The 22,649-nt window shown below is 65.5% G+C and carries 17 protein-coding genes; 14 read left to right on the forward strand and 3 right to left on the reverse strand.

Annotated elements, in window-relative coordinates; genetic code table 11:
* The first annotated feature begins 94 nt into the window (after window positions 1-94).
* The 4 genes from FA87_RS09230 to FA87_RS09245 are packed head-to-tail and all read left to right on the forward strand — an operon-like array spanning window position 95 to window position 9,091.
* Window positions 95-1,318 carry an MdtA/MuxA family multidrug efflux RND transporter periplasmic adaptor subunit gene (locus FA87_RS09230; RefSeq protein ID WP_052191251.1) on the forward strand — a complete coding sequence of 408 codons (1,224 nt, stop codon included), beginning with the start codon at window positions 95-97 and terminating at the stop codon, window positions 1,316-1,318.
* The gene (locus FA87_RS09235) at window positions 1,315-4,428 is read left to right on the forward strand and encodes an efflux RND transporter permease subunit (RefSeq protein WP_043694047.1); all 3,114 of its coding nucleotides are present in this window, start codon (window positions 1,315-1,317) and stop codon (window positions 4,426-4,428) included. Before FA87_RS09230 ends, FA87_RS09235 begins: the two co-directional genes overlap by 4 nt.
* Window positions 4,425-7,697 (forward strand): efflux RND transporter permease subunit, encoded by a 3,273-nt coding sequence (locus FA87_RS09240; RefSeq protein ID WP_043694050.1) that lies wholly within the window; start codon window positions 4,425-4,427, stop codon window positions 7,695-7,697. Before FA87_RS09235 ends, FA87_RS09240 begins: the two co-directional genes overlap by 4 nt.
* Complete coding sequence (locus FA87_RS09245) at window positions 7,694-9,091, forward strand: efflux transporter outer membrane subunit (RefSeq protein WP_052191252.1); 1,398 nt, start codon at window positions 7,694-7,696, stop codon at window positions 9,089-9,091. The genes FA87_RS09240 and FA87_RS09245 overlap by 4 nt, the downstream gene beginning before the upstream one ends.
* Before the next feature lie 21 nt (window positions 9,092-9,112).
* Here FA87_RS09245 and FA87_RS09250 read toward each other — a convergent pair whose 3' ends face one another.
* Window positions 9,113-9,448, reverse strand: coding sequence for a hypothetical protein (locus FA87_RS09250; protein ID WP_156128529.1), 336 nt, complete (start codon window positions 9,446-9,448; stop codon window positions 9,113-9,115).
* Window positions 9,449-9,830: 382 nt separating this feature from the next.
* Between FA87_RS09250 and FA87_RS19870 the strand changes: the two genes are divergently transcribed.
* The 7 genes from FA87_RS19870 (at window position 9,831) to FA87_RS19880 (ending at window position 17,970) form a co-directional block, all read left to right on the forward strand.
* On the forward strand, window positions 9,831-10,289 hold the full coding sequence (locus FA87_RS19870) for a GspH/FimT family pseudopilin (RefSeq protein ID WP_197062394.1): 459 nt from the start codon (window positions 9,831-9,833) through the stop codon (window positions 10,287-10,289).
* 190 nt (window positions 10,290-10,479) lie between these two features.
* The gene (pilV, locus tag FA87_RS19875; RefSeq protein ID WP_081996536.1) at window positions 10,480-10,998 is read left to right on the forward strand and encodes a type IV pilus modification protein PilV; all 519 of its coding nucleotides are present in this window, start codon (window positions 10,480-10,482) and stop codon (window positions 10,996-10,998) included.
* Entirely contained in the window at window positions 10,995-12,293 is a 1,299-nt protein-coding gene (locus FA87_RS09265) for a PilW family protein (protein ID WP_043694054.1), read from the forward strand. The genes pilV and FA87_RS09265 overlap by 4 nt, the downstream gene beginning before the upstream one ends.
* Window positions 12,290-12,877, forward strand: a complete 588-nt coding sequence (locus FA87_RS09270; protein WP_043694056.1) for a PilX N-terminal domain-containing pilus assembly protein — start codon at window positions 12,290-12,292, stop codon at window positions 12,875-12,877. Before FA87_RS09265 ends, FA87_RS09270 begins: the two co-directional genes overlap by 4 nt.
* On the forward strand, window positions 12,862-16,917 hold the full coding sequence (locus tag FA87_RS09275) for a PilC/PilY family type IV pilus protein (protein WP_081996537.1): 4,056 nt from the start codon (window positions 12,862-12,864) through the stop codon (window positions 16,915-16,917). Before FA87_RS09270 ends, FA87_RS09275 begins: the two co-directional genes overlap by 16 nt.
* 1 nt (window position 16,918) lies before the next feature.
* On the forward strand, window positions 16,919-17,353 hold the full coding sequence (locus FA87_RS09280; protein WP_036113097.1) for a type IV pilin protein: 435 nt from the start codon (window positions 16,919-16,921) through the stop codon (window positions 17,351-17,353).
* A complete protein-coding gene (locus FA87_RS19880; RefSeq protein WP_052191255.1) occupies window positions 17,353-17,970 on the forward strand; it encodes a GspH/FimT family pseudopilin in 618 nt (205 codons plus the stop codon). Before FA87_RS09280 ends, FA87_RS19880 begins: the two co-directional genes overlap by 1 nt.
* A gap of 14 nt (window positions 17,971-17,984) precedes the next feature.
* On the opposite strand, the gene FA87_RS09290 is transcribed toward FA87_RS19880, so the two are convergent.
* The gene (locus tag FA87_RS09290; protein ID WP_043694061.1) at window positions 17,985-18,521 is read right to left on the reverse strand and encodes a YaeQ family protein; all 537 of its coding nucleotides are present in this window, start codon (window positions 18,519-18,521) and stop codon (window positions 17,985-17,987) included.
* 112 nt (window positions 18,522-18,633) lie between these two features.
* Here FA87_RS09290 and FA87_RS09295 point away from each other — a divergent pair, with 112 nt between their 5' ends.
* The 3 genes from FA87_RS09295 to FA87_RS09305 all read left to right on the forward strand — a co-directional run bounded on the left by FA87_RS09295 (window position 18,634) and on the right by FA87_RS09305 (window position 22,131).
* Window positions 18,634-20,343, forward strand: coding sequence for a dihydroxyacetone kinase family protein (locus FA87_RS09295; RefSeq protein WP_043694063.1), 1,710 nt, complete (start codon window positions 18,634-18,636; stop codon window positions 20,341-20,343).
* 39 nt (window positions 20,344-20,382) lie between these two features.
* Window positions 20,383-21,225, forward strand: coding sequence for an SAM-dependent methyltransferase (locus FA87_RS09300; protein WP_043694065.1), 843 nt, complete (start codon window positions 20,383-20,385; stop codon window positions 21,223-21,225).
* 153 nt (window positions 21,226-21,378) lie between these two features.
* Window positions 21,379-22,131, forward strand: a complete 753-nt coding sequence (locus tag FA87_RS09305) for a hypothetical protein (RefSeq protein ID WP_052191256.1) — start codon at window positions 21,379-21,381, stop codon at window positions 22,129-22,131.
* On the opposite strand, the gene FA87_RS09310 is transcribed toward FA87_RS09305, so the two are convergent.
* Window positions 22,102-22,647, reverse strand: a complete 546-nt coding sequence (locus FA87_RS09310; protein ID WP_043694067.1) for a DUF2878 domain-containing protein — start codon at window positions 22,645-22,647, stop codon at window positions 22,102-22,104. The two genes, FA87_RS09305 and FA87_RS09310, sit on opposite strands and share 30 nt — an antisense overlap.
* Window positions 22,648-22,649 lie beyond the last annotated feature (2 nt).

The raw sequence follows: 22,649 nt of genomic DNA on the forward strand, positions 1-22,649 counted from the left end.
TGTGTAAATGTGTTTTGATATCAACAAGATGCATTGTCGCGACAAGGGTCCGGTGTCACCGTGTCGACCATCCGAATCTCCCTGATGGCCCGCCATGCACCCGCGTACCGAACCGCAGTCCTCCTCCACCCCGTCACGCCGTCGCGTCGGCCTTTGGATATCCGTCGTCGCGGTCGTACTCCTGATCGCCGCGTTCATCGCGTGGCGGGTGGTGTCGGGTACGGGCGGTAACGGTCATCAGGGAGGTCCGGGTGCTCAGCAGACGACGACCTCGGTCGGCGTGGCGACAGCCACCAGGGCCGACATCCCGGTCACGCTGGAGTCGATCGCCACGGTCACGTCGCTGGCTACCGCCACCGTGAAGGCGCAGACCAGCGGCTACCTCACCTCCATCGCCTTTCGCGAAGGCCAGACGGTGAAGGCGGGCGACGTACTCGCGCAGGTGGACCCGCGTCCTTACCAGATCGCCCTGGCGCAGTATCAGGGCCAGCTGCAGAAGGATCAGGCCACGCTGGAAAACGCGCGCCTCGATCTGCGGCGCTACCAGCAGCTGATGAAACAGGACTCGACATCGAAGCAGACGGTGGACACCGCCATCGCTTCGGTGCACGAGTACGAAGGCACGGTGCGGACGGATCAGGCCCAGGTCGACACGCAGAAGCTCAACCTGACCTATGCGCGCATCACCTCGCCGATCGACGGCAGGACCGGCTTTCGCCAGGTGGACGTCGGCAACTACGTGACCTCGTCGGACACCGATGGCGTCGTGGTGGTGACCCAGATGGATCCGATCTCGGTCGTGTTCACGCTGCCGGAAGATTCGCTGGCCGCCGTGCTGAAGCCGTCGGCCGACGGTAAGCCGCGGCCGGTGTCCGTCTGGGACCGTACGTTCAGCACGAAGCTGGCCGATGGTACCCTGGATACGATCGACAACGCGGTCGATACGAGCACCGGCACGGTGAAGCTGCGCGCCTTGTTCGCCAATCCCGACGGGCGTCTGTTCCCCAACGAATTCGTCAACGCGTCGCTGCTGGTCGACACCCTGCGCGATGCCGTGACGGTGCCGACGACGGCCGTGCAGACCGGTACACCGGGCACCTATGTCTACGTGCTCAAGAGCGACCGCACGGTATCGCTGCGCAAGATCGCGACCGGTCCTTCCGCCGACGGCAACGTCGCCGTGACCTCCGGACTGAACGTGGGCGACGTCGTGGTCGTGGACGGTGCGGATCACCTCAGTGACGGTGCCAGGGTCGTCGTGCCGGACGAGAAGAAGGCGTCGGGCTCCGGTAAGGCAGCCGCCACGGCCGCCCCATGAATCCGTCGCGCATCTTCATCCTGCGGCCGGTGGCGACCACGCTGCTGATGGCCGCCCTGCTCATCGTCGGCCTCGTCGCATGGCGCTCGTTGCCGCTCTCGGCCCTGCCGGCCGTCGAATACGCGACGATCCAGGTACAGACATTCTATCCCGGTGCCAGTCCGGACGTCATGACCTCGGCGGTCACCGCGCCGCTCGAGCAGCAACTGGGCACGATGTCGGGCCTGAAGCAGATGTCGTCGCGCTCGTCGGCGGGTGCGTCGGTGATCACGCTGCAGTTCGACATGGCCGTGACCCTGGACGTCGCCGAGCAGGAAGTGCAGGCGTCGATCAACGCGGCCAACAGTCTGCTGCCCAGCGACCTGCCCGCACCGCCGGTGTATGCGAAGGTGAATCCCGCCGACGCGCCGATCATGACGCTGGCGATCACCTCACCCACCCTGCCCCTGACCCAGGTGCAGACGCTGGCGGATACGCGTATCGCCCAGAAAATCTCCCAGCTTCCCGGCGTGGGCCTGGTAACGCTGAGTGGCGGCAACAAGCCGGCGATCCGCGTGCAGGCGAACATCCGCGCCATGTCCGCTTACGGTCTCAATATCGACGATCTGCGCACCACGCTGGACAACATCAATGTCAACACGCCCAAAGGCAGCATCGACGGCCCCAGACGCGCGTACACGATCGATGCCAACGACCAGATCCAGGATCCGGCCGACTACCTCGAGACGATCATCGCGTACAAGAACGGCCGCCCGGTCAAGCTGAAGGACGTCGCCACGGTCGTGGCCGGCTCGGAAAATGCGGAACTCGGGGCGTGGATGAATACGACGCCCGCCATCATCCTCAACGTGCAGCGTCAGTCCGGCGCGAACGTGATCCAGGTGGTCGACAACATCAAGTCGTCGCTGACCCGGTGGACCGCCGGACTGCCTTCGTCCGTCCATGTGGCCGTCCTGACGGACCGCACGACCACCATTCGTGCGTCGGTCCAGGACGTGGAGTTCGAACTGGTGCTGGCGGTGGCGCTCGTCGTCATGGTCATCTTCCTGTTCCTGCGCAATGTCCGCGCCACCATCATCCCGAGCCTGTCCGTGCCGCTGTCTCTGGTCGGCACGTTCGGTGCCATGTACCTGTGGGGCTTCAGCCTCGATAACCTTTCGCTGATGGCGCTGACCATCGCCACCGGATTCGTCGTGGATGACGCGATCGTGGTGATCGAGAACATCAGCCGCTATATCGAACAAGGCATGCGTCCGCTGGATGCCGCGCTCAAGGGTTCGGAAGAAATCGGCTTCACGATCATCTCGCTGACCGTGTCGCTGCTGGCGGTACTGATTCCGCTGTTCTTCATGAGCGATGTCATCGGCCGACTGTTCTATGAGTTCGCCGTGACCCTGGCGGTGACGATCGTCCTGTCCGCCGTGGTGTCGCTGACGCTGGTGCCCATGATGTGTGCGCGGCTGCTTCGTCAGCATTCGGCCGAGCCGAAACTGCCCGACGCCGGAAAGCGACCGGGATGGTTCGATCGCGTGATCCGCGGCTATGACCGCATTCTCACCGTGGCACTCGACCACAAGTGGATCACGCTCGGCGTGGCCGCAGCCTCGGTCGTGCTGACGGCCCTGCTCTACATCGTGGTTCCCAAGGGCTTCTTCCCGAGCCAGGACACCTCGGTGATCCAGGGCATTACGCAGGCATCCCAGTCGATCTCCTATGACGATATGCGCAAGCGTCAGCTGGCGCTGGCCGAGGTGCTGCTGAAGGATCGCGACGTCGTCAGCCTCTCCTCGTTCATCGGCGTGGACGGTACCAACACGACACTGAGTTCGGGCCGTTTCCAGATCAACGTCCTGCCCAAGGATCAGCGCGACGATTCCATCGACGAAATCATCCGCCGCATCCAGAAGGACGCCGCGAAAATCGCCGGCATCACGCTCTACATGCAGCCGGTACAGGATCTGACCGTCGATACCGAGGTCAGCGCCACCCAGTACCAGTTCATCCTGGACAACCCGTCGCTGGACGAACTGTCCACCTGGACGCCGAAGCTGCTCGCCGAGCTGCGCAAGTCCTCCGAACTGGCGGACGTGACGAGCGACTTGCAGGACAACGCCCTCGCGGCCACGGTCGTGGTCGACCGCGCCACCGCCGCGCGTTTCGGCATCACGCTGGCGACCATCGACAACGCCCTCTACGACAACTTCGGCCAGCGCATCGTCAGCACCGTGTTCACCCAGTCGAGTCAGATGCGGGTGATCCTCGAAATGGATCCGACGCTCGGGCGCGGCCTGAAGACGCTCGATTCCATCTATCTGCCTTCGGCCACCGCCACGACGGGCCAGGTCCCGCTGAGCTCGATCGCAAAAGTCGTGGTGACACATAAGCCGAACCAGATCGGCCACCTCGCACAGTTCCCTGCCACCACCGTATCGTTCAACCTGGCGCCCGGCGCGTCGCTGGGCGCGGCGGTCGACGCCGTGAATCAGGCGCGTAAGACCGTCGGCCTGCCCGGGAGCTTCGGTGTGAACTTCCAGGGCGCGACCGATGCGTTTCAGTCGTCGCTGTCCAACGAACTGTATCTGGTGCTGGCCGCGGTCCTGGTCATGTACGTGGTGCTGGGCGTGTTGTACGAGAGCTTCATCCATCCGCTCACCATTTTGTCGACGCTGCCGTCGGCGGGTATCGGAGCGCTGCTGGCCATGGAGATCAGCGGGTCCGGGCTCGATATCATCGGCATCATCGGTATCGTCCTGCTGATCGGTATCGTGAAGAAGAACGCGATCATGATGATCGACTTCGCACTGGCCGCCGAACGCGAGGAAGGCCTCAGCCCACGCGAGGCCATTCACAAAGCCTGCCTGCTGCGCCTGCGCCCGATCCTGATGACGACGATGGCCGCGCTCATCTCGGCTGTGCCACTCGCTCTGGGCCATGGCAGCGGTTCCGAGCTGCGCCATCCGCTCGGTGTGGCGATGATCGGGGGCCTGCTGGTCAGCCAGCTGCTGACGCTGTTCACCACACCGGCGGTGTATCTGGTGCTGGACCTTGCCGCGCAGCGGTTCCGTCACCATCACGCCGGCCTTCCCGGTCACGAGGCAAGCCAATCGTGAACCTCAGCGCGATCTTCATCCGGCGCCCGGTCGCGACCATCCTGCTGACCGCGGCCATCGCCGTGGCCGGTGTCCTGGCTTTCCGTCTGCTGCCGGTGGCACCGCTGCCCAACGTCGACTTCCCGACCATCCGCGTGCAAGCGCAGATGGCCGGAGCCAGTTCGGACACCATGGCGTCGACCGTGGCGGCTCCGTTGGAACGTCGGCTGGGCCAGATCGCGGACGTGACGGAGATGACGTCGCAGAGCAGCCTGGGCTCGTCGAACATCACGCTGCAGTTCGGTCTGGACCGCGATATCGAAGGCGCGGCACGCGACGTGGAGGCGGCGATCAACGGGGCCCGCGCGGATTTGCCCGCCAGTCTCAAGGCCAACCCGACCTACCGGAAGTTCAATCCGGCCGATGCGCCGATCATGATTCTGTCGATGACCTCGGACAAGCTGACCACCGGCCAGCTCTACGATCAGGCGTCGAACATTCTCGAGCAACGTCTGCTTCAGGTGCAGGGCGTCGGCAATGTCGACCTCAACGGCGGTTCGTTGCCCGCCGTACGCGTCGAGATCAATCCCGGCAAGGTGTTCAAGTACGGCATCGGTCTGGAAGACGTGCGTGCCGCGTTGTCCGCCGCCAATGCCGACAGCGCCAAGGGCGTGGTCAACGAGGGCAACCTTCGTTACCAGCTCTACGCCAACGACCAGGTCTCCGAGGCCAGCGACTACCGGGATCTGATCGTCGCCTGGCGCAACCAGCGACCCGTCTACCTCAAGGACATCGCCGAGATCGACGATTCGGTGGAAAGCCTGCGCAACGTCGGCATGGTCAATGGCAAGCAGGGCATCATGCTGTTTATCTTCAAGCAGCCCGGCGGCAATATCGTCAACACGGTGGACGGTATCCGCAAGGTGCTGCCGCAGCTGGAGGCCGCCCTCCCCGCCGGCACGCATATGACGATCGCCGCGGATCGCAGCAGCACCATCCGCGCCTCGCTGTCGCATACCGAAGAAACGCTTGTCGTCGCCGTGGTCCTGGTGGTCCTGGTCGTGCTGGTCTTCCTGCGCGAGTGGCGAGCCACGTTGATTCCCGCCGTGGCGGTGCCCGTGTCGATCCTCGGGACGTTCGCGATCATGCGTCTTTGCGGATTCACGCTGGACAATCTGTCGCTGATGGCCCTGACGATCGCCACGGGTTTCGTGGTCGACGATGCCATCGTCGTCCTGGAAAACATCACGCGTCACCGCGAGGCGGGTATGCCTCGCGTCGAGGCGGCCCTGACCGGTGCCAAAGAGGTGGGCTTCACCGTGCTGTCGATGAGCGTGTCGCTGATCGCGGTATTCCTGCCTATCGTGCTGCTGGGCGATATCGTGGGACGGCTGTTCCGTGAGTTCGCGCTGGTACTGTCCGTCGCCATCGGTATATCGCTCGTGCTGGCCTTGTCGACCACTCCGATGATGTGCGCGCTGTTGCTGAAGGACGAAACGACGCCGAAGCGGCCGGGCCGCGTCAGTCGCTTCATCGAACGACGCATTCAGGCGGTTCACGACCTGTATGCGCGAACGCTCGGCATCGCGCTGAGGCACCCGCTGGCGGTAATACTTACCTTCTTTCTGACCATCGGCGCCACCGTCGTGCTTTTCACGATCATTCCGAAAACCCTGTTCCCTCAGCAGGACACCGGACTGATGATAGGCGGCATCAACGCCGACGAAAGCACGTCGTTCCAGTCGATGCGCACCAAGCTCACCGAAGCGCAGGCCATCGTGCAGGCGGATCCGGCCGTGCAGACGGTGGTCGGGTTCACCGGCGGCCGCGGTACCAGCACGGCCAACGTCATTGTCGCGCTGAAGCCGCTCGAGGAGCGGACGGCATCGGCGGCACAGGTCATCGCCCGGCTGCGCCCGAAGCTGGCGAACATTCCCGGTGCCCGGCTGATGATGTTCCCGATGCAGGACCTGTCCGCCGGTGGCCGACAGAGCTTCGCGCAGTTCCAGTACACGCTGCAGTCCGATGACAGTGCGCTGCTGAGTGTCTGGTCGAACAAGCTGCTCGACGCACTGAAGTCCAACAAGATGCTCGCCGATGTGAACTCCGACCAGCAGACCGGCGGCCTCGAGACCCGGGTCGTGCTGGACCGCCCGACCATCGCGCGGCTCGGCCTGACACCCGACATCATCGACGCGACGCTTTACGACGCTTACGGCGAGCGTACGGTGTCGACGATCTACAAGGCTCAGAACCAGTACCACGTCGTCATGGAACTCGCGCCGCGGTACCTGCAGGATCCCGAGACGATCAAGGGCATCTACGTCGGCACGTCGGGCGAAGCCGCCAGCGGCACGTCGTCGACCAATGCCACGTCGAACACCACCAGTGCGGCGAGTACATCCGCAACGTCCACGTCCTCCGCGGCGACGAACGCCGCGACCAACTCGATCGCGACCAGCGGCGGAAGCGCCTCCAGCGGCTCCGCGGTCAGCACGACGGCCGGCACCATGATTCCGCTCTCCTCGTTCGCCACGCTGGCCACCGGCAATACGCCTGTGCAGGTGAGCCACCAGGGCCAGGCCGTCGCGACCACGCTGTCGTTCAACCTGGCGCCGGGTTATGGACTGGCGGATGCGACCAGGGCCATCGAGCAAGCCACGCAGGCCATTCGCATGCCGGTGTCCGTGCGTGGGTCGTTCGGCGGCACGGCAGGCAAGTCGCAGTCGATCATCGCCACGATGCCGCTGCTGATCGGTGCCGCGCTGCTCGCCGTCTATGCCGTTCTGGGCATCCTCTATGAGAGCTACGTCCATCCGCTGACGATCCTGTCGACGTTGCCGTCCGCCGGTGCCGGTGCCGTACTGGCCCTCTTGCTGACCGGTACCGAATTCAGTGTCATCGCGCTGATCGGTGTGTTCCTGCTCATCGGCATCGTCAAGAAGAACGCGATCATGATGGTCGACTTCGCCCTTGAAGCCGAACGCAACGAAGGCCTCGAACCGCTCCAGGCGATCGAGCGTGCCTGTCTGCTGCGCTTCCGTCCCATCCTGATGACGACCTGCGCCGCCCTGCTCGGTGCCCTGCCTCTGGTGCTCGATCACGGCATGGGCGCGGAGCTGCGCCGCCCGCTCGGCATCTCCATCATCGGCGGTCTCGTCGTCAGCCAGCTGCTCACGCTGTACACGACGCCCGTCGTCTACCTCTACCTCGACCGCTTCCGCCATCGCTCGCTGGGCTTCTGGCACCGGGCGTTCCCCGGCGCGGCCCTGCCGGATACTCGCCCATGAACCGACTGACCCCCATCGTGCTCGTTGCAGCGATCAGCACCGCCCTCGGTGCCTGCGCCGTCGGGCCGAATTACGAACGCCCGTCGGCACCGGCCCCGACCGCGTTCAGGGAGGCGCCGGCCGGATGGCAGGCGGCGCAACCGAAGGACGCGGCGCAGCGCGGCCCCTGGTGGAGCGTCTATGGCGATCCCTTGCTCGATCGGCTCGTATCCCGTGTCGCCATCGACAATCAGAACCTGAAAGCCTACGAAGCCGCGTATCGCGAGGCCGTGGCCGTCGTGGGCGAAGGGCGCGCCGGCTTGTCGCCCACGGTGGATCTCGCGCCGACCGCCAGCCGCCAGCACAGTGCGCGCAGCAACAGCACCACCCGCGCGGCGACCGCATCGGGCACGTGGGAGCCCGATCTGTGGGGCAAGGCCCGTCGGCAGATCGAGAGCGACACGGCCTCCGCGCAGGCAAGCGCGGCTGAACTGGCCGACCTCACCCTCTCCGCGCAGGCGGAGCTGGTCACCGATTATTTCGAACTGCGCTATCAGGACTCGCTCATCGTGCTCTACCAGCGCACGGTGAATGCCTATGAGCGCAGCCAGCGCATCGCGCGGAACCAGTACGACGCGGGCACCGTGGCACGTTCGGATGTGATCACCGCACAGACCACTCTCGCCACGGCCCGCGCGTCCCTCGTCGGCGCGGAGCGCCTGCGTGACCAGTACGAACATGCGATCGCGCTGCTGGTCGGCAAAGCGCCGGCCGAGCTGGCCATTCCGGCGGCCGCGCTGGACACGCCGTTGCCGGAGGTGGCCGGTGTGCTGCCTTCCGCACTGCTCGAGCGCCGGCCTGATATCGCGGAAGCGGAGCGCAGGATGCAGCAGCAGAGCGCCCAGATCGGTGTGGCGCAGGCGGCGTATTACCCGACCATCGACCTGTCGGCGGAAGCCGGATACTCGGGTCTGGGCAAGCTCCTGTCCGCCCCGAATGAGCTCTGGTCGCTGGCGGGAACGGCGACGGAGACCCTCTTCGACGGTGGCCAGCGCAGATCCACGGTCGAAGCCGCGCGCGCGGCCTACGACCAGAGTGTCGCCAGTTACCGGCAGACCGTGCTCGCCGCCTTTCAGGACGTCGAGGACGAGTTGTCCAACCTGCGCGTACTCGCCCAGCAGTCGGTCGCGCAGGATGAGGCACTGCGCCTCGCACGGCAGGCCGAAACGATCGCGACCAACGAATACCAGGCGGGCACCGTCGACTACACCACGGTCGTGACGGCCCAGGCCACCGCGCTCTCAGCCGAACAGAGCAGCCTTCAGATCACCGAGCAGCGCCTTGTGGCGACGGCGAGCCTGATCCGCGCCCTCGGTGGTGGCTGGTCGACGGCGGACATGGCCAGGGCGCCCTGAGGTCGCTGAATGTCGCGCAGGTCAGAGCCACACCGATACGTTCGAGGTATTGCCCGCACGAATATCGTATGAGCAGCGGAACGTAAACTTACGCGTGCCGCCCGATCCGTCGCGAAGATGCCCTCCGCCTGCGATGTCGGTCCTGCTTTCCGTAGCGGGCGATGCGTGCGCCTCGTCGACCTCGACCTGACTGACCATGGCGTTGCGCGACCGCACCTCGCGATTCACGGCATCCCCGCAGGCGCTGATGGCGACATCGTCCGTCGCGCGGTGCTCGCGGGCCTCGGTGAATGACGACTGTGCCCAGCCGACGGCTGGCACGGCCGCGGCGATGCCCATCCACAGGAATATACGCACGAGCCCCTCCTTCGGCACGGCGGCCGAGGTGTTGTCCGGGTTCGATCTTTTGCCCGCACCGGTGCAGCCGCGGTGAAATCCAGGTCGTTGCCGCAGGAAGCCGCCCTTCCTGCAGGAAATCGCAACCTGTCGTGGCATTTCACGATGCTGATGAGATTTTTCGTGAGAGCGCGACGGATTTCAGACCCTGTCGAACGGCGTGATGTCCCTCGACCGTAACTCAGGGCACCTCAGGTGCTGGTGTCCGGCGCCACCCTGCAGTCCCCGCTGCATGACGACACGACCACGTGGGCGTCGACCAGCGGCAGCAACACCTACCCTGCCGCGCCGACGGCCGCCTTCGCGGTGCCTCCGTTTCTTTCCCTGCGCGGCTACGACTGCCGTGCAATACGCCCGCACGGAAGCGGTGCTGCGCGCCACCTATGTTTCGCTGTGTCCGAGCACGGACGGCACCAGCTGCGCATCGTCGACCACCTGGGACACGGGCTGGCTCGTCTACAGCCACCCGGTGGCGACAAGCAAAGCCTCGGATGCCTATTCCGCCACGCCTGCCAGCGGTATGCAGATCCTGCGTGCCGCAGCGGCCCTGACCCTCGTGTCCGCTCGCGGCGTCGATACGGGCGTGGTGACCTTCGGCCAGCAGGGCAAGCTCGAAGCGGTCGCATCGCGTACCAGTACCGGCCAACCCGTGGCCTTCGTCCTCTGCGCCATGCCCTCCGGTCAGCCGGGCAGCGGCCTGGGGCAAAATACGACCCGCCTGCCGGGCACACGCAACGGCGTCAGTCCTTACGGCGGCATCGCCTCCACAAAGCTCGGGAGCACCGACAGTTGTCTGCCCTGAGGTTGCAACGGAGCGTTCGCTCGCTGTCCACGTTCGTGAACGTGACAGCAAAAGCGCATGTCCACCACTCGAGGTGAAGCGATGCCGTGGGATGTTTTGCCGTAAAGGCCTAGCTTCTACCGAATAGACGTAAAGCGACGCGCGTGCACAGCCTATACCTGAATCGCACTTCTGCTTTTCAAGGTTTCATATGGCTTCGACAAGACATGTCAGAGGTGTGTCTCTGATTGAGGTCTTGATGGCGGTCCTGGTTTTCACGGTCGGCCTTCTCGGACTTTCCAGTCTCCTCATCGCCTCGTTTCGCTCGAATCAGGTCGGGTACCAGCGGACCCAGGCTGAATTCATCGCGATGAGCATGGCCGACCGCATGCGCGCCAATCCGCTCGGGGTCTGGGCCGGCGGTTACAACTCCGCGTCATATCCGCTGAGCGGATCGCAGGCATGCACGGCCGACCTTGCCTGCACGCCAGCCAAACTCGCGCTGCGCGACCAGTACATCTGGAGTTCGCAGCTCCGGACGTTCCTGCCCAACGCCAGTGCATCGATCGCCTGCAGCAATGGCACCACGGCGAATGCGACGCAGCTCCAGGTACGCCCGCCGTACGCCGGTAACTGCGTCATGCGGATCAGCTGGACGGAGCGCGGTGCCGGCGACAGTAAGCATCAGGATGCCGCTCCGAGGGTCTATGTCTGGAATTTCCAGCCATGAACCGCTCCTTCGGTTTCTCCCTCGTCGAACTCATGGTCGCCATGGTGCTCGGCCTCGTCGTGGCGGGCGGCATCGTCAGCGTCGTTCTCACGACCACCGGCAGCACGGTCACGCAGACCCAGCTGGCAAAACTGCAGGAGGAAGGACGCTTCGCGATGACTGCGCTGACGACGGATCTGCGCATGACGAACGCGCAGTACTGCTCGAACGTCGGCGGTCAGTCCGCTCCCTTGTCGAACGGAGTCGTGTCACTGGACCGTTACCTGCGAGCGCCTCAGGTACTCGTGTCCGGCGCCGTCTTCCAGGCCGCCATCAGCGACAACACGACGACCTGGGGCGCGACGAGCGGCACCAACACGTATCCCGTCGCGCCTGTCGCGTCATTCGCGATGCCATCCTTCCTCGCCTTGCGCGGGTACGACTGCACCGTCTCCGCGTGTACGCCACAAGATCCGGCAGACCCGGCAGGCAAAGGTATTCCTCAGCAGGGCACGACCGTCGGTAACCGCGTGCCTGGCACCGGCGTCATCACCTTGCGTTACCTGGACGGCGCACGAGGCTGGGCGCTCGATGGCACCACGAGCAAGCTGACGCTGAGCGGAAGCTCGGTCGCCGGTATCACCGTCGTCCCGCAGACAGGCGAGCCGCCGCTATCGGCCTATGCCACCGGCGACCTGCTCATGCTCGCCGACTGCAATTCGGCCCAGGTTTTCGCCGCCACCCTTTCGTCCGCGACGTTTACGCCATCGACCAACTACAGCGCTCCGGCCCGGCCGTCCGGCGTCACACCGAGGCTGTTCGATTTCAACCGGGACTTCCAGACCGTTTCGTACTTTCTACAGGTCGTCGACGACAACAACGGGCACAAGACCGGTGCGCTGATGAAGCGGGTCAATGGCGTGAGCGCTGAAGTGGTACGCGGCGTGGAACGGCTCGATTTCCTCTACGGCGTGATGGACGGCTCAGGCAACACCAGCTATCGCACCGCGGCGGAGATCGACAGCTCGACGGCATGCGCATCGTCGACGGTGACCGTCACCGGGACCGATCCCGGCTGCATGTGGCGGTCCGTACAGAGTATCGAGGTTCACATTCTGATGGACGGACAGCTCCCGCTGTATACGCTGACCCCGACCGACCTCCAGTACCAGTACTACGGAGACAGCGCGGTTACCGGACTCTCGTCGCCCGACGATACGAAACGAGTGGTGATGCCCAGCCAGCAGGGTTTCGACAATCACATGCTGCGGCGGGAGTTCACCGCCGTGGTGTCGATCCGGAACTACAACCCATGAACCGGCAGCGCGGTGCCGTGCTCGTCCTGGCGATGATCTTTCTGCTCATCCTGACCATCGTGGCGATCAGCACATCCAGTCGCTCATTGTTGCAGGAGCGCATGGCCGGAGCGATGCGCAACGCGCAACAGGCGGAGTGGTCCGCCGAGAACGCCTTGCGCGGCGTCGAATGGAACCTCTTCAGCGGTAACGCCGCCGTCGCCTGCTACAACTCCAGCAACCCTTCCACGATCAGCGCGAAGGTCACGGCATTCCGGCAGTCATCGGTCTGGATGGTCGACGGCGCCACCGAATACAAGGGCGCCGGCGTGACCATCGATTACACGAAGAAGAGCAGTGACGCCGCGTTGTCGACCGCCGTCATGGCGCGCAACCCCTGGTATGTCGTCGAATTCCTCGGTCAGGACCTCGCCCCGGGCAACGGAACCAGCGCCGCCAAAGAGGCCGGATCGAGCGGATCGGCGACGGCGAAGTTCTACCTGTACCGGATTACCGCGCGCGCCACCGGGAGCAGTCCCAACACGATCCGCGTCGTCGAGACCACCTTTGTCACGCCGAACCTCGTCACATGCACCCTGACCTGAGGCCCCAGCCGATGATGAAAGAGAAGCCATCCACCGCATGGGCCGCTCTCCTGCTGGTCGCGCTGGTGTGGATGGCGTGGATGCCGAGCGTGATCGCGGGTACGGTGACGGTGAGCAAGACGCCGCCCAGCGTCACCTCGAGGGTCGCACCCAACATCGTCGTGACCTTCGACGATTCCGGCTCGATGAACGCCACGTCGATCCCCGATGCGATGGACGGTTACTACGACAAGAAGTACTACTACTCGGCCAAGGGCAATCCGATTTACTTCGATCCGACGGTGACGTATGTGGTACCGCCCGATGCCAATGGTGTTCCTCTGGGCACGCCGACGTACAAGGCGGCCTGGCGCGATGGCTATTGCGCGAACACGTTGACGAAGAAATGCTGGTCGCCCAACAACAGCAGTTACCTCGACCCGATCGTGGTCGACCTTTCGAAGAATTTCTACGCCGGGTTTCTCTCGAATACCCTGGCCGGCAACGCTCCTTGCGCGCGCAACGCCAATGAGCTGACGACGTGGTTCTACACCACCACCAACCCGCGCGGAAATCCCGTCAACGCCTGCCAGCAGATGGATATTCCGGAGGTCGTGCGTGGGAAGACGACGACCAGCACGACGACGAGCGATACCTCGACCAGCGTCACGACGACGACCTGCACCACCTTGATCCTCGGAAACTGCGGCACGTTCAGCGGTTTTACCGGCGTCAAAACGGTGGTGAACAGCCCCACGAGCGTCAGCGTGTGGACCTGCAACACCGTGATCAGCATCGGCGTGGGCGGGATCCGGCTCAGTATCACTACCTGCACCATCGTCACGACGGTAACCACCACCACGACGACCACGACGACGACCACGACGACCGATACGGGCGGTTTCTACTACGTCTGCACATCGCCCACGGATGAAAGCACCTGCGTCTACCACCTGGTGGCGAACGAGTCGGCCACCATTCAGCAGAATTTCGCCATCTGGTACAGCTACTACCGGTCGCGCAACCTCAACGCCCGTGCGGCGATCGGACGCGTATTCGGCAGCATGGCCGATGGTTCGGTGCGCGTCGCGTGGCAGACGCTACAGAGTCAGTCGGGTTCGAGCACCTATAACGCGTCCGGCTCGTACAGCGGTCAGTCGTACGGGCCGCTGGTGTCGACTAGCAAGATTCTCGAACTGGCCAACTCGACCGGTTCGAGCTGCCTGACGTCCAGTACCAGCGACCCGTGCTGGCGCAGCCAGTTCATGAACTGGATCTACGGCGTGCCGGCCAGCGGCGGAACCCCGACGCGCGTCGCGACGCAGGTCGCCGGCGACTTCTACAAGCGCAGCCTGGCCACATCGGCCGGAGCGCTGGATCCGTACTGGAACGGCAGCACAAGCAATCCCGGCGAGCTTGCCTGCCGGAAGAACTTCAACATGCTGGTCACCGACGGCTACTGGAACGGCGACAGCCCGGCGGCGGCCGGGTCCGACGCCGTCTCGACCACGCTGCCTGACAAAGTCGCTTATTCGACATCGGACAAGACGTCCAGGATCTTCTGGAACGAGGCGGGGACGACCAGTCCATCCCTCGCGGATATCGCCTTTTATTACTGGGCGACGGATCTGCGAACCGACCTCAGGAACATCGTGCCGCCCTATTACTCGGACCTGACGACCGGCGTCACCGGCGCCACGTCGACCGTCAGCTCCACCAACCCCGGCAGCAACAGCGAGGTGTACTTCAATCCGTCCAACGACCCGGCAAGCTGGCAGCACATGTCGCAATACATGGTCACCATGGGCATCTCCGGCACGCTGGCCTATCCGGGCGACTACGCGGCGTTGCGCGCGGGCGGCAAACAGTGGCCGACACCGACGACGGGCGGCGGAGCGAGCAATATCGACGACACCTGGCATGCCGCGGTGAACAGTCGCGGCGGCTATTTCAGCGCCGCGGATCCCACGTCGCTCGTCAGCAGCCTGACCACCATCCTGTCCTCGGTGATCGCCAGCAGCTCCAGCTCACTCACGCTCAGCCTCAGCAGCAACGTGCTGACCACGGGCGCGGTCGCCTACGCCGCCGGCTACAACACGACCGACTGGAGCGGATCGCTCACCGCGAGTCTGCTGAACGCCAACGGCAGTGTCGGCGACGCGCTCTGGTCGGCGGGCGACATCCTCAACGCCCGCGATCTCAGCAAGGACCCGCGCTTCATCGCTACCGCGACCGGGCCTGGCACGGGCACCGGCATCACCTTCGCCTACACGACGCTGAGTGCCGCTCAAAAGGCGATCCTCGACTCCTCCGACGGGACGGGGTACGCGGCCACGACCGACGGGCTGGGCGCCAAACGTGTCGACTGGCTGTCCGGTGTCCGGACGCTCCAGGGCACCACCTTCCGTTCGCGCACGTCCCTGCTCGGGGCGGTGTTCGGTTCCCAGCCGACGTATGTCGGCGCACCCAACGGCGCGTACAGCGATGCGTTCCCCGCCAATTCGCCGGAGGCGCTGGCGCTCAAGACGGACCAGACCACCAGTTATTCCACCTTCCTGGCGAAGTGGGCGGCGCGCCCGGCGACCGTGTATGTCGGTGCCAATGACGGCATGCTGCATGCCTTCGATGCCCGGCTCAGCACCGATGCGAACGCCATTCCGGGTCGCGAGATCTGGGGGTACATCCCGGCCAGCGTCTATGCCAACCTCCCCGCCCAGACGCGTCTGACCAACTTCAGCTTCACTCCCACCGTCGACGGAAGCCTCGTGACGGGCGACGTCTTCTTCAACGCCGCCAACACCGCGAACAAGACCACCGCGGGATGGCACACGCTGCTGGTCGGCGCGCTGAGACTGGGTGGACGTGGCGTCTATGGCATCGACGTGACCGATCCATCGGCGGCCACGCTCAACACGAGTACCGCCGTAGCGTCGAAGATCCTCTGGGAATTCAACAGCGACAGCGTATCGACGGTCGGAACCCCTGCGAACCTCGGCTATACCTTCGGCACGCCGGTCATCACACGCGTCGCTTTCAACAACGGCGACAGCAACAGCACCGTCGGGCGCTGGGTCGTGCTGGTACCCGGCGGCTACTTCCCGGACGGCAGCACCGCCGCGGCCGCAAGCAACACCTACAGTTCGCTGTTCGTTCTCGACGCCCAGACCGGCACGCTGCTCAAGGAGATCCGTACCCCTTCCGGTACCGGGGCCACGTCGAGTCACGGCCTCAGCACACCCGCGGTGGGTGACTACGACGGCGACCAGGTTGCCGATGTCGCGTTCGCCGGCGACCTCGACGGAAACGTCTGGCGCATCGACCTGTCGGCGACCACCCTGGCGGCAACGGCCCCCTCACAGGGCGTGAGCCTGCTGTTCAAGCCCGCGACCGCCAACGCCCAGTCGATCACGACATCGCCGCGCCTCCTGGCCGATCCGACGTCCGCCGCCTTTCTGGTGATATTCGGTACCGGGCGCTACCTGAGCACGGCGGATACCGCGGACACCACCACGCAGGCGCTCTACGGCATACGCGATCCGGGCACCGCAGTGACGTCGCCGGTCACGGTCGCTGGCGGCAACCTCGTCAGGCAATCCATGACGGTCAATTCGGCCAATGCGATCGGCGTCACGAACAACGCCGTGGCAGCGACCAGATCCGGCTGGTATCTGCCGCTGGATGCGACCGCCGGGGAGCGCGTGGTGGTCACGCCGGCCCTCGATTCCAGCAATAACACGGTGTCCTTCAGCACGCTTATTCCGGCAGCGAGCGACCCATGCACGACCTCCGGCTCCGGCTCGGTCATCGCGCTCGACGGCACGACCGGCGGCGCCGCCTTCGGCGTTTCCATCGGCGCCGCGACGAGCTTCAGTGCGGGCTACTCACTGGCCGGTGCACGTGTCAGCGGCGCCGCCAGCTCGGGCGCGCTTTACTCCGCGGCCAGCCTGAGCGGCGGCATGTCCTATCTGCCTGGCCAGGTCCTCGCCTCGGGCGCGACGGCCGCCAACAGCATTCCGACCGCGCGGCGTCGCTCGTGGCGCGTCCTGAACAGTGAGAACTGATATGCACGCACCCGACCGACGCCGCGGCTTCACCCTTGTCGAACTGATGATCGTGCTGGTCGTGATGGCGATACTGGCCGCCATCGCTTTTCCGGCGTACACCAAGTACGGCTTCCGGGCGCGTCGCGCCGACGGACAGAAGTTACTCATGGCCATCGCCAATGCCGAGGAACGGTATTACGCCCTGCACAACGTCTATGCCGACCTCGCCACCATCGGCTACGCGGCCACGACGACGGCGACGTCGGAGAGCGGGTACTACACGGCGGTCGTCACCGTAAGCGCGGTGAACTCGCTCGATGCGCAAGCGTATAACGCGACCGCGACGCCGGTGCCCGGTGCGGCTCAGGCGCGCGACGTCTGTACGACGTTGTCCGTGACCGACACGGGCGTGAAGTCCCCGACCGGCCCGACCAGCAACGGAACCTGCTGGTAATGCGTGCGCGTCCGTCCGCGGGCGGCGCTCGTGGGTTCAGCCTGCTGGAGCTGATGATCGCCATCATCGTGGCCGGCATCCTCGCGGCCGTCGCCGTGCCGTCATTCCGCACGACCTTGCAGCGCCACCGGCTCCGGACCTCGGTCGACAACCTGCAGGCGGCGGTCCAGTACGCGCGGACGGAAGCCGTGCTGCGGGCGACCTACGTGTCGATATGCGCGAGTGCCGACGGCGCGACCTGTTCCGGCGCAAGCACCTATGAGACGGGCTGGCTGGTGTACGTGCATCCCGTGGCGACGACGAAAGCGAGCGATGTCTACTCGGCAAGTGCATCGGCGGGGATGCAGATCCTTCGCGTCGGTGGCGCCTTGAATGACGTCTCGGCACGCGCCGTGGACGGATCGGTCGTGACCTTCGGACAGCAGGGTCAGCTCGCGCCCGTGTCGACGCGCACCAGTCCAAGCCAGCCGATGGCCTTCGTTCTGTGTGCCGGTGTCGCCACGACGACGGGGCTTGGCGTGAACACCACACGCCTGCCCGGATCGCGTATCGGCATCAGCCCGTTTGGCGGCATTGCATCGACCAAGCTGAATAGCACGGACAAGTGCGTGCCCTGATCTCGCGCGGAGGCTCAGGCCAGCGTCGTCAGCTCGACCGGCACGACCGACTCGCCGCTGATCACCTGGGCCTGACCGTCCTGCACCATGAACTGGATCTGCATCGTGCGCTGGGTCAGCGCGGCGAGCGCCTCCACCGTGGCGGGGGCCACGTCGACGACGGAAACGTTCCGGGTGCGCGCCACGGCGGCGGCGGTCTTCTTCCACCACACTTCGGCGCTGCGTCCGCTGTAGCTATAGATGACGACGCGATTGGCCCGGCCGGCGGCACGGCGGATGCGCTGCTCGTCCGGCTGGCCGATCTCGATCCACAGATCGACCTCGCCGGTCAGCTCCTTGCGCCAGAGATCCGGCTCGTCTTCCGAGCTGATGCCCTTCCCGAAAACGAGAGCATCGTCCGCATTGAGCGCGAAGGCCAGGACGCGGACCATCATGCGCTCGTCGGTTTCCGACGGATGCTGGGCGATGGTCAGGGCATGGCCCTGGTAATAATGCCGGTCCATGTCGCTGACCTGCAGGTCAGCCTTGAAGACCGTGGATTTGAGGGCCATGAGATAGCTTCGCGGGCAAAGTAGCCGACAAGCCTACACGCATTTTTGTAACCGGACGTATGGTGAGACTATGCCTGCATCCGCCCACCATCGAATCCACGAGGAGCGCTGCGTGAAGAAGCTGATCAATGATCCGTTGAAGGTCGTCGACGAGATGATCGAAGGACTCGTCCTCGGCGACGTACGACTGGCTCGCATCGAGGGCGAGAATGTCGTACTGCGCGCCGACCACGCCGCGCACGCCGCTGCCGGAAAGGTCGCGCTCATCTCCGGCGGTGGTGCGGGTCACGAGCCCGCGCATGCCGGTTACGTCGGCGCCGGCATGCTCACCGCCGCGGTGGTCGGCGAGGTGTTCACCTCGCCCAGCGTGGATGCCGTCCTTGCGGCGATTCACGCCGTTGCCGGTCCCGCCGGCGTCCTGCTCATCGTCAAGAATTACACCGGCGACCGGCTCAACTTCGGCCTCGCCGCGGAGCTCGCACGCGCGGCGGGCATCGCGGTGGAGGTGGTGGTCGTCGCTGACGACGTCGCTCTCGATGACGACCATGCCGTCGGTCGCCGGGGTATCGCCGGCACCGTCCTCGTGCACAAGGTGGCCGGCGCCGCCGCCGAGGCCGGGCTGAGCCTCGCCGGGGTCAGGGACGAGGCACAGGCCGCCATCGACGCGGTCGTCAGCATGGGACTGGGTCTGGGGTCGTGTACGGTACCGGCCGCCGGTAAGCCAGGGTTCGAACTGGGCGAGACCGAAGTGGAATACGGCTTAGGTATCCACGGCGAACGCGGCGCACAGCGCGGCCCCATCGCGCGGGCCGACGAGATGCTGGATCGGCTCATCGAGCGCCTGCTGTCGCGCGGCGCCATCGGTGGCGGGGACCGTGTGGCGCTGCTGGTCAACAACCTGGGCGGCACCGCCGTGCAGGAGCTCGACATCGTTGCGCGCCACGCGCTGACGCGGCTCACCGACCTCGGCGTGGAAGTATCCGCGGCGCTGGTCGGTGCCTATCTCACGGCGCTGGAAATGCCCGGCTGCTCGCTGAGCCTGCTCAAGCTCGACGAACACCGCCTCGGGCGCTTGCTGGCACCTACCGCCGCCGCGGCCTGGCATGCGCCCCTGCGGCCGACGACGCGTCCGTCGATCGTTACGGTCGCCCCCACGGAGAAGACGGCGGACGCCGCAGGCCCGGCGTGGCCCGACACAGCCCAGGCCGGTCGCTTCACCGCCAGCCTGCGCGCCGTGGCAGCGGCTCTCGAAACCGCCGAGCCCGAGCTCACCGCACTGGACTCCGTCGTGGGTGACGGTGACATCGGCCTCAGCCTCGCGCGCGGCGCCCGCGCCATCGACGATGCGTTGCGAACGCTCGACGTCGCCCATCCCGCCGGTGCCCTGCTCGCCCTTGCCGGGACCTTGCGGCGCGTGCTCGGCGGCACGTCCGGACCGCTCTATGCCGTGTTCATCGTGCGTGCCGCAACGACCCTCGCCGAGGCGGGCAAGGTCGACGCGCCCCTGGCGTGGGCTGCGGCTTTCCGTGCCGGCTGCGAAGCCGTGCAGGCGCTGGGCGGTGGCAAAGCCGGCGACCGCACCATGCTCGACGCCCTGCTCCCCGCCGCCGATGCGATCGACGCCGCCGTGGCGAGGGGCGATGAGACCAAGGCCGTCGTCCACGCCGCCACCGCCGCCGCCGAGCAAGGCGTGGAGGCGACCAGGACGATGCGGCCACGCCTGGGCCGGTCCGCCTATCTCGGCGATCGGACGCAGGGGCACGCCGATCCGGGTGCGCACGCGGTCGCCGTGTGGCTGAAAGCCGTCGGATCGGCGTTCTGACAGGTAAAATCGTCGATTGCCCGTTGCTGGAGTTCGCCTGTGTCCCACTATTCCGGTCCGCTGCTCACGCGTCCCATCGTCGAGGCGTGGGCCGCGGCGCGACAGGACGGCACGGGCAAGTGGCGTGGTTCGCTGGAACTTGGGCGTACCGATGACGATGTATCGCTTGCCGCGGACACGTGGACCTGGCGCGACCGGGTCTACCCGTGGCCTGGCAAGCTCAAGGACCGGACCCTTTACTGGTGGGATGGGGAAAGCTTCGAACCGGTGTCGAGGTTTTCGGGCTCGCTGATCAAACTGGTTCCCACCGAATGGGGCGCGCCGACCTTCGAAATCGATGGCATCAAGATGCTGCCGACGTCTAAAGAGTCGCCGGTCGACGATGCGCGGCGGAAGGTGGCCCTGGTCGAACCCCGAGGAAAGGTCGTGCTGGATACCTGCGGCGGACTCGGCTATTTCGCCGCCTGCTGTCTGGATTCCGGCGTCGCGCGCATCGACTCGTTCGAAAAGAACGCGGATGTGCTCTGGTTGCGCACCATCAACCCGTGGTCGCCCGACCCGGAAGCGCCCGAAACCGGAGGACGGCTGACTCTTACGCACGCGGACATCTCGCACGCCATCGCGCATATCGCGGACGCGTCCGTCGATGCCCTGCTGCACGATCCGCCGCGCTTCGGCATCGCGGGCGAGCTTTACTCGCAGGCCTTCTACGGCCAGCTGGCCCGCGTGCTCCGTCGTGGCGGGCGTCTCTTCCATTACACCGGCAGCCCCAACAAGCTGACCAGCGGACGTGACGTGCCACGCGAAGTCGCTACACGGCTGACCAAAGCCGGCTTCACGGCGGAGCTGGCACTGGACGGCGTGTTCGCCACACGCCGGTAAGGGCAAGTAGCAGGCGAATAGGAACACACAAGGCATGCGAACGAGGTAGACCGGGAAAGGGATCGCGTCACGATGCCTGCACGGCACCAACGCGCATCCTGACGACGAGGCTGCACGTATGAACTCCATGACGCCCCTTCGCCACGAGGTCCCATGCGCCATTCAGCCGCTCTCTCACTCCTCGCCTTTTCGGCGTACGCCGCCGCTTCGCCCTCTTTCGCGATGGCGCAATACACGGGCGAGGCCTTCGCCCGTGGCAGCGACAGGCTGATCTATCGGGAAGTCCACATCGAAGATGCGTCACGGCACGCCATCGTCTTTCAGTGTCCGGATGGCAGGGCCTTCGCCCGCAAGCGGCTAAGCACGGCTGGTGCGCCGACGCAGCCGGACTTCGACTTCAAAGATGCGCGCAACGGATACGAGGAGGGCGTCCGTGGCGAAGGCGACCAGCGTGTCGCCTATGTACGCAAAGTCGATGGCCAGCGCAGTGAGCATCCATTGAGCATCGATGCCGGCGCGGTTATCGATGCAGGGTTCGATGCCTACGTACGGGCCAACTGGGATCGCGTCATCCGGGGCGGAGCGTCCGTCCCGTTCCTGATGACGGGACGCGGGAAGTTTTTTCCCGTGAAGATCACCGCCGCCGCGGCGCAGGGTCCGGAGCGCAGGATCGATCTCAGGCTGGATGCCTGGTATGGCTTTGCCGCACCGACCATCAGCGTGACCTATACCGAGGCGACACGATTGCTGCGGCGGTACGAAGGGCCCGGCGCGATACGCGACGAGCATGGAAAGCCCCTCGACGTACGTATCGAGTTCAGCCCGTCCGAGCGAAAGAGTGACGTCCCGTCCCACGCGTGGGACGACGCCCTCGCATTACCGCTTGACGGTCGCTGCCCGGCCTGACGTCAGGAGTGCGAGCGCGACGGCAAGCACCGCCATCGCGACAGCCCAGGAAACCGCCAGCCACGCGTATCCTTGCCAGACAGGTGCCGGAAACGTCACCGCGCTCCAACCCCTTTGCGCTCCCGCGTACGACAACGGCCCGCCGATGGCCCCCAGCAACGCCGCCGCCACCGGACGGCCGGACAGCCAGCGCATCGGTCCCGGAAGCGTGACGGCGAACGACGCCCAGAGCCCGAGGATCCAGCACGGGGGCCCACCGGGAAAGGGCATCGGATCTTTCGCCGCGTAGCGCACGACACCCGCCACCGTCGCACCTCCGTCCACGAGCATGCCCAGCAACACCGCGAGAACGGCAAGCCGCCAGACGACGGCGCGCTCGGCTGACGCGATCGATTGCCAGAGAACGAACGCGAGACATGCTGCGCAGGCAAGCCAGCCGCGGTCGTGTCCTGCGGCGACGACCACGGCGAACCACAGCGTCTGGTAAGCGATAAACGTGAGGACACGCGTGTTCATGC

Source organism: Luteibacter sp. 9133 (assembly GCF_000800155.1).
Lineage (GTDB): Bacteria > Pseudomonadota > Gammaproteobacteria > Xanthomonadales > Rhodanobacteraceae > Luteibacter > Luteibacter mycovicinus.

Bases quoted from the DNA above. Each gene is read 5' to 3' on its own strand.
- FA87_RS09230 (WP_052191251.1), top strand. From the start codon at position 95: ATGCACCCGCGTACCGAACCGCAGTCCTCCTCCACCCCGTCACGCCGT.
- FA87_RS09235 (WP_043694047.1), top strand. From the start codon at position 1,315: ATGAATCCGTCGCGCATCTTCATCCTGCGGCCGGTGGCGACCACGCTG.
- FA87_RS09245 (WP_052191252.1), top strand. From the start codon at position 7,694: ATGAACCGACTGACCCCCATCGTGCTCGTTGCAGCGATCAGCACCGCC.
- pilV (WP_081996536.1), top strand. From the start codon at position 10,480: ATGGCTTCGACAAGACATGTCAGAGGTGTGTCTCTGATTGAGGTCTTG.
- FA87_RS09265 (WP_043694054.1), top strand. From the start codon at position 10,995: ATGAACCGCTCCTTCGGTTTCTCCCTCGTCGAACTCATGGTCGCCATG.
- FA87_RS09270 (WP_043694056.1), top strand. From the start codon at position 12,290: ATGAACCGGCAGCGCGGTGCCGTGCTCGTCCTGGCGATGATCTTTCTG.
- FA87_RS09275 (WP_081996537.1), top strand. From the start codon at position 12,862: ATGCACCCTGACCTGAGGCCCCAGCCGATGATGAAAGAGAAGCCATCC.
- FA87_RS09280 (WP_036113097.1), top strand. From the start codon at position 16,919: ATGCACGCACCCGACCGACGCCGCGGCTTCACCCTTGTCGAACTGATG.
- FA87_RS19880 (WP_052191255.1), top strand. From the start codon at position 17,353: ATGCGTGCGCGTCCGTCCGCGGGCGGCGCTCGTGGGTTCAGCCTGCTG.
- FA87_RS09290 (WP_043694061.1), bottom strand. From the start codon at position 18,521: ATGGCCCTCAAATCCACGGTCTTCAAGGCTGACCTGCAGGTCAGCGAC.
- FA87_RS09305 (WP_052191256.1), top strand. From the start codon at position 21,379: ATGCGCCATTCAGCCGCTCTCTCACTCCTCGCCTTTTCGGCGTACGCC.
- FA87_RS09310 (WP_043694067.1), bottom strand. From the start codon at position 22,647: ATGAACACGCGTGTCCTCACGTTTATCGCTTACCAGACGCTGTGGTTC.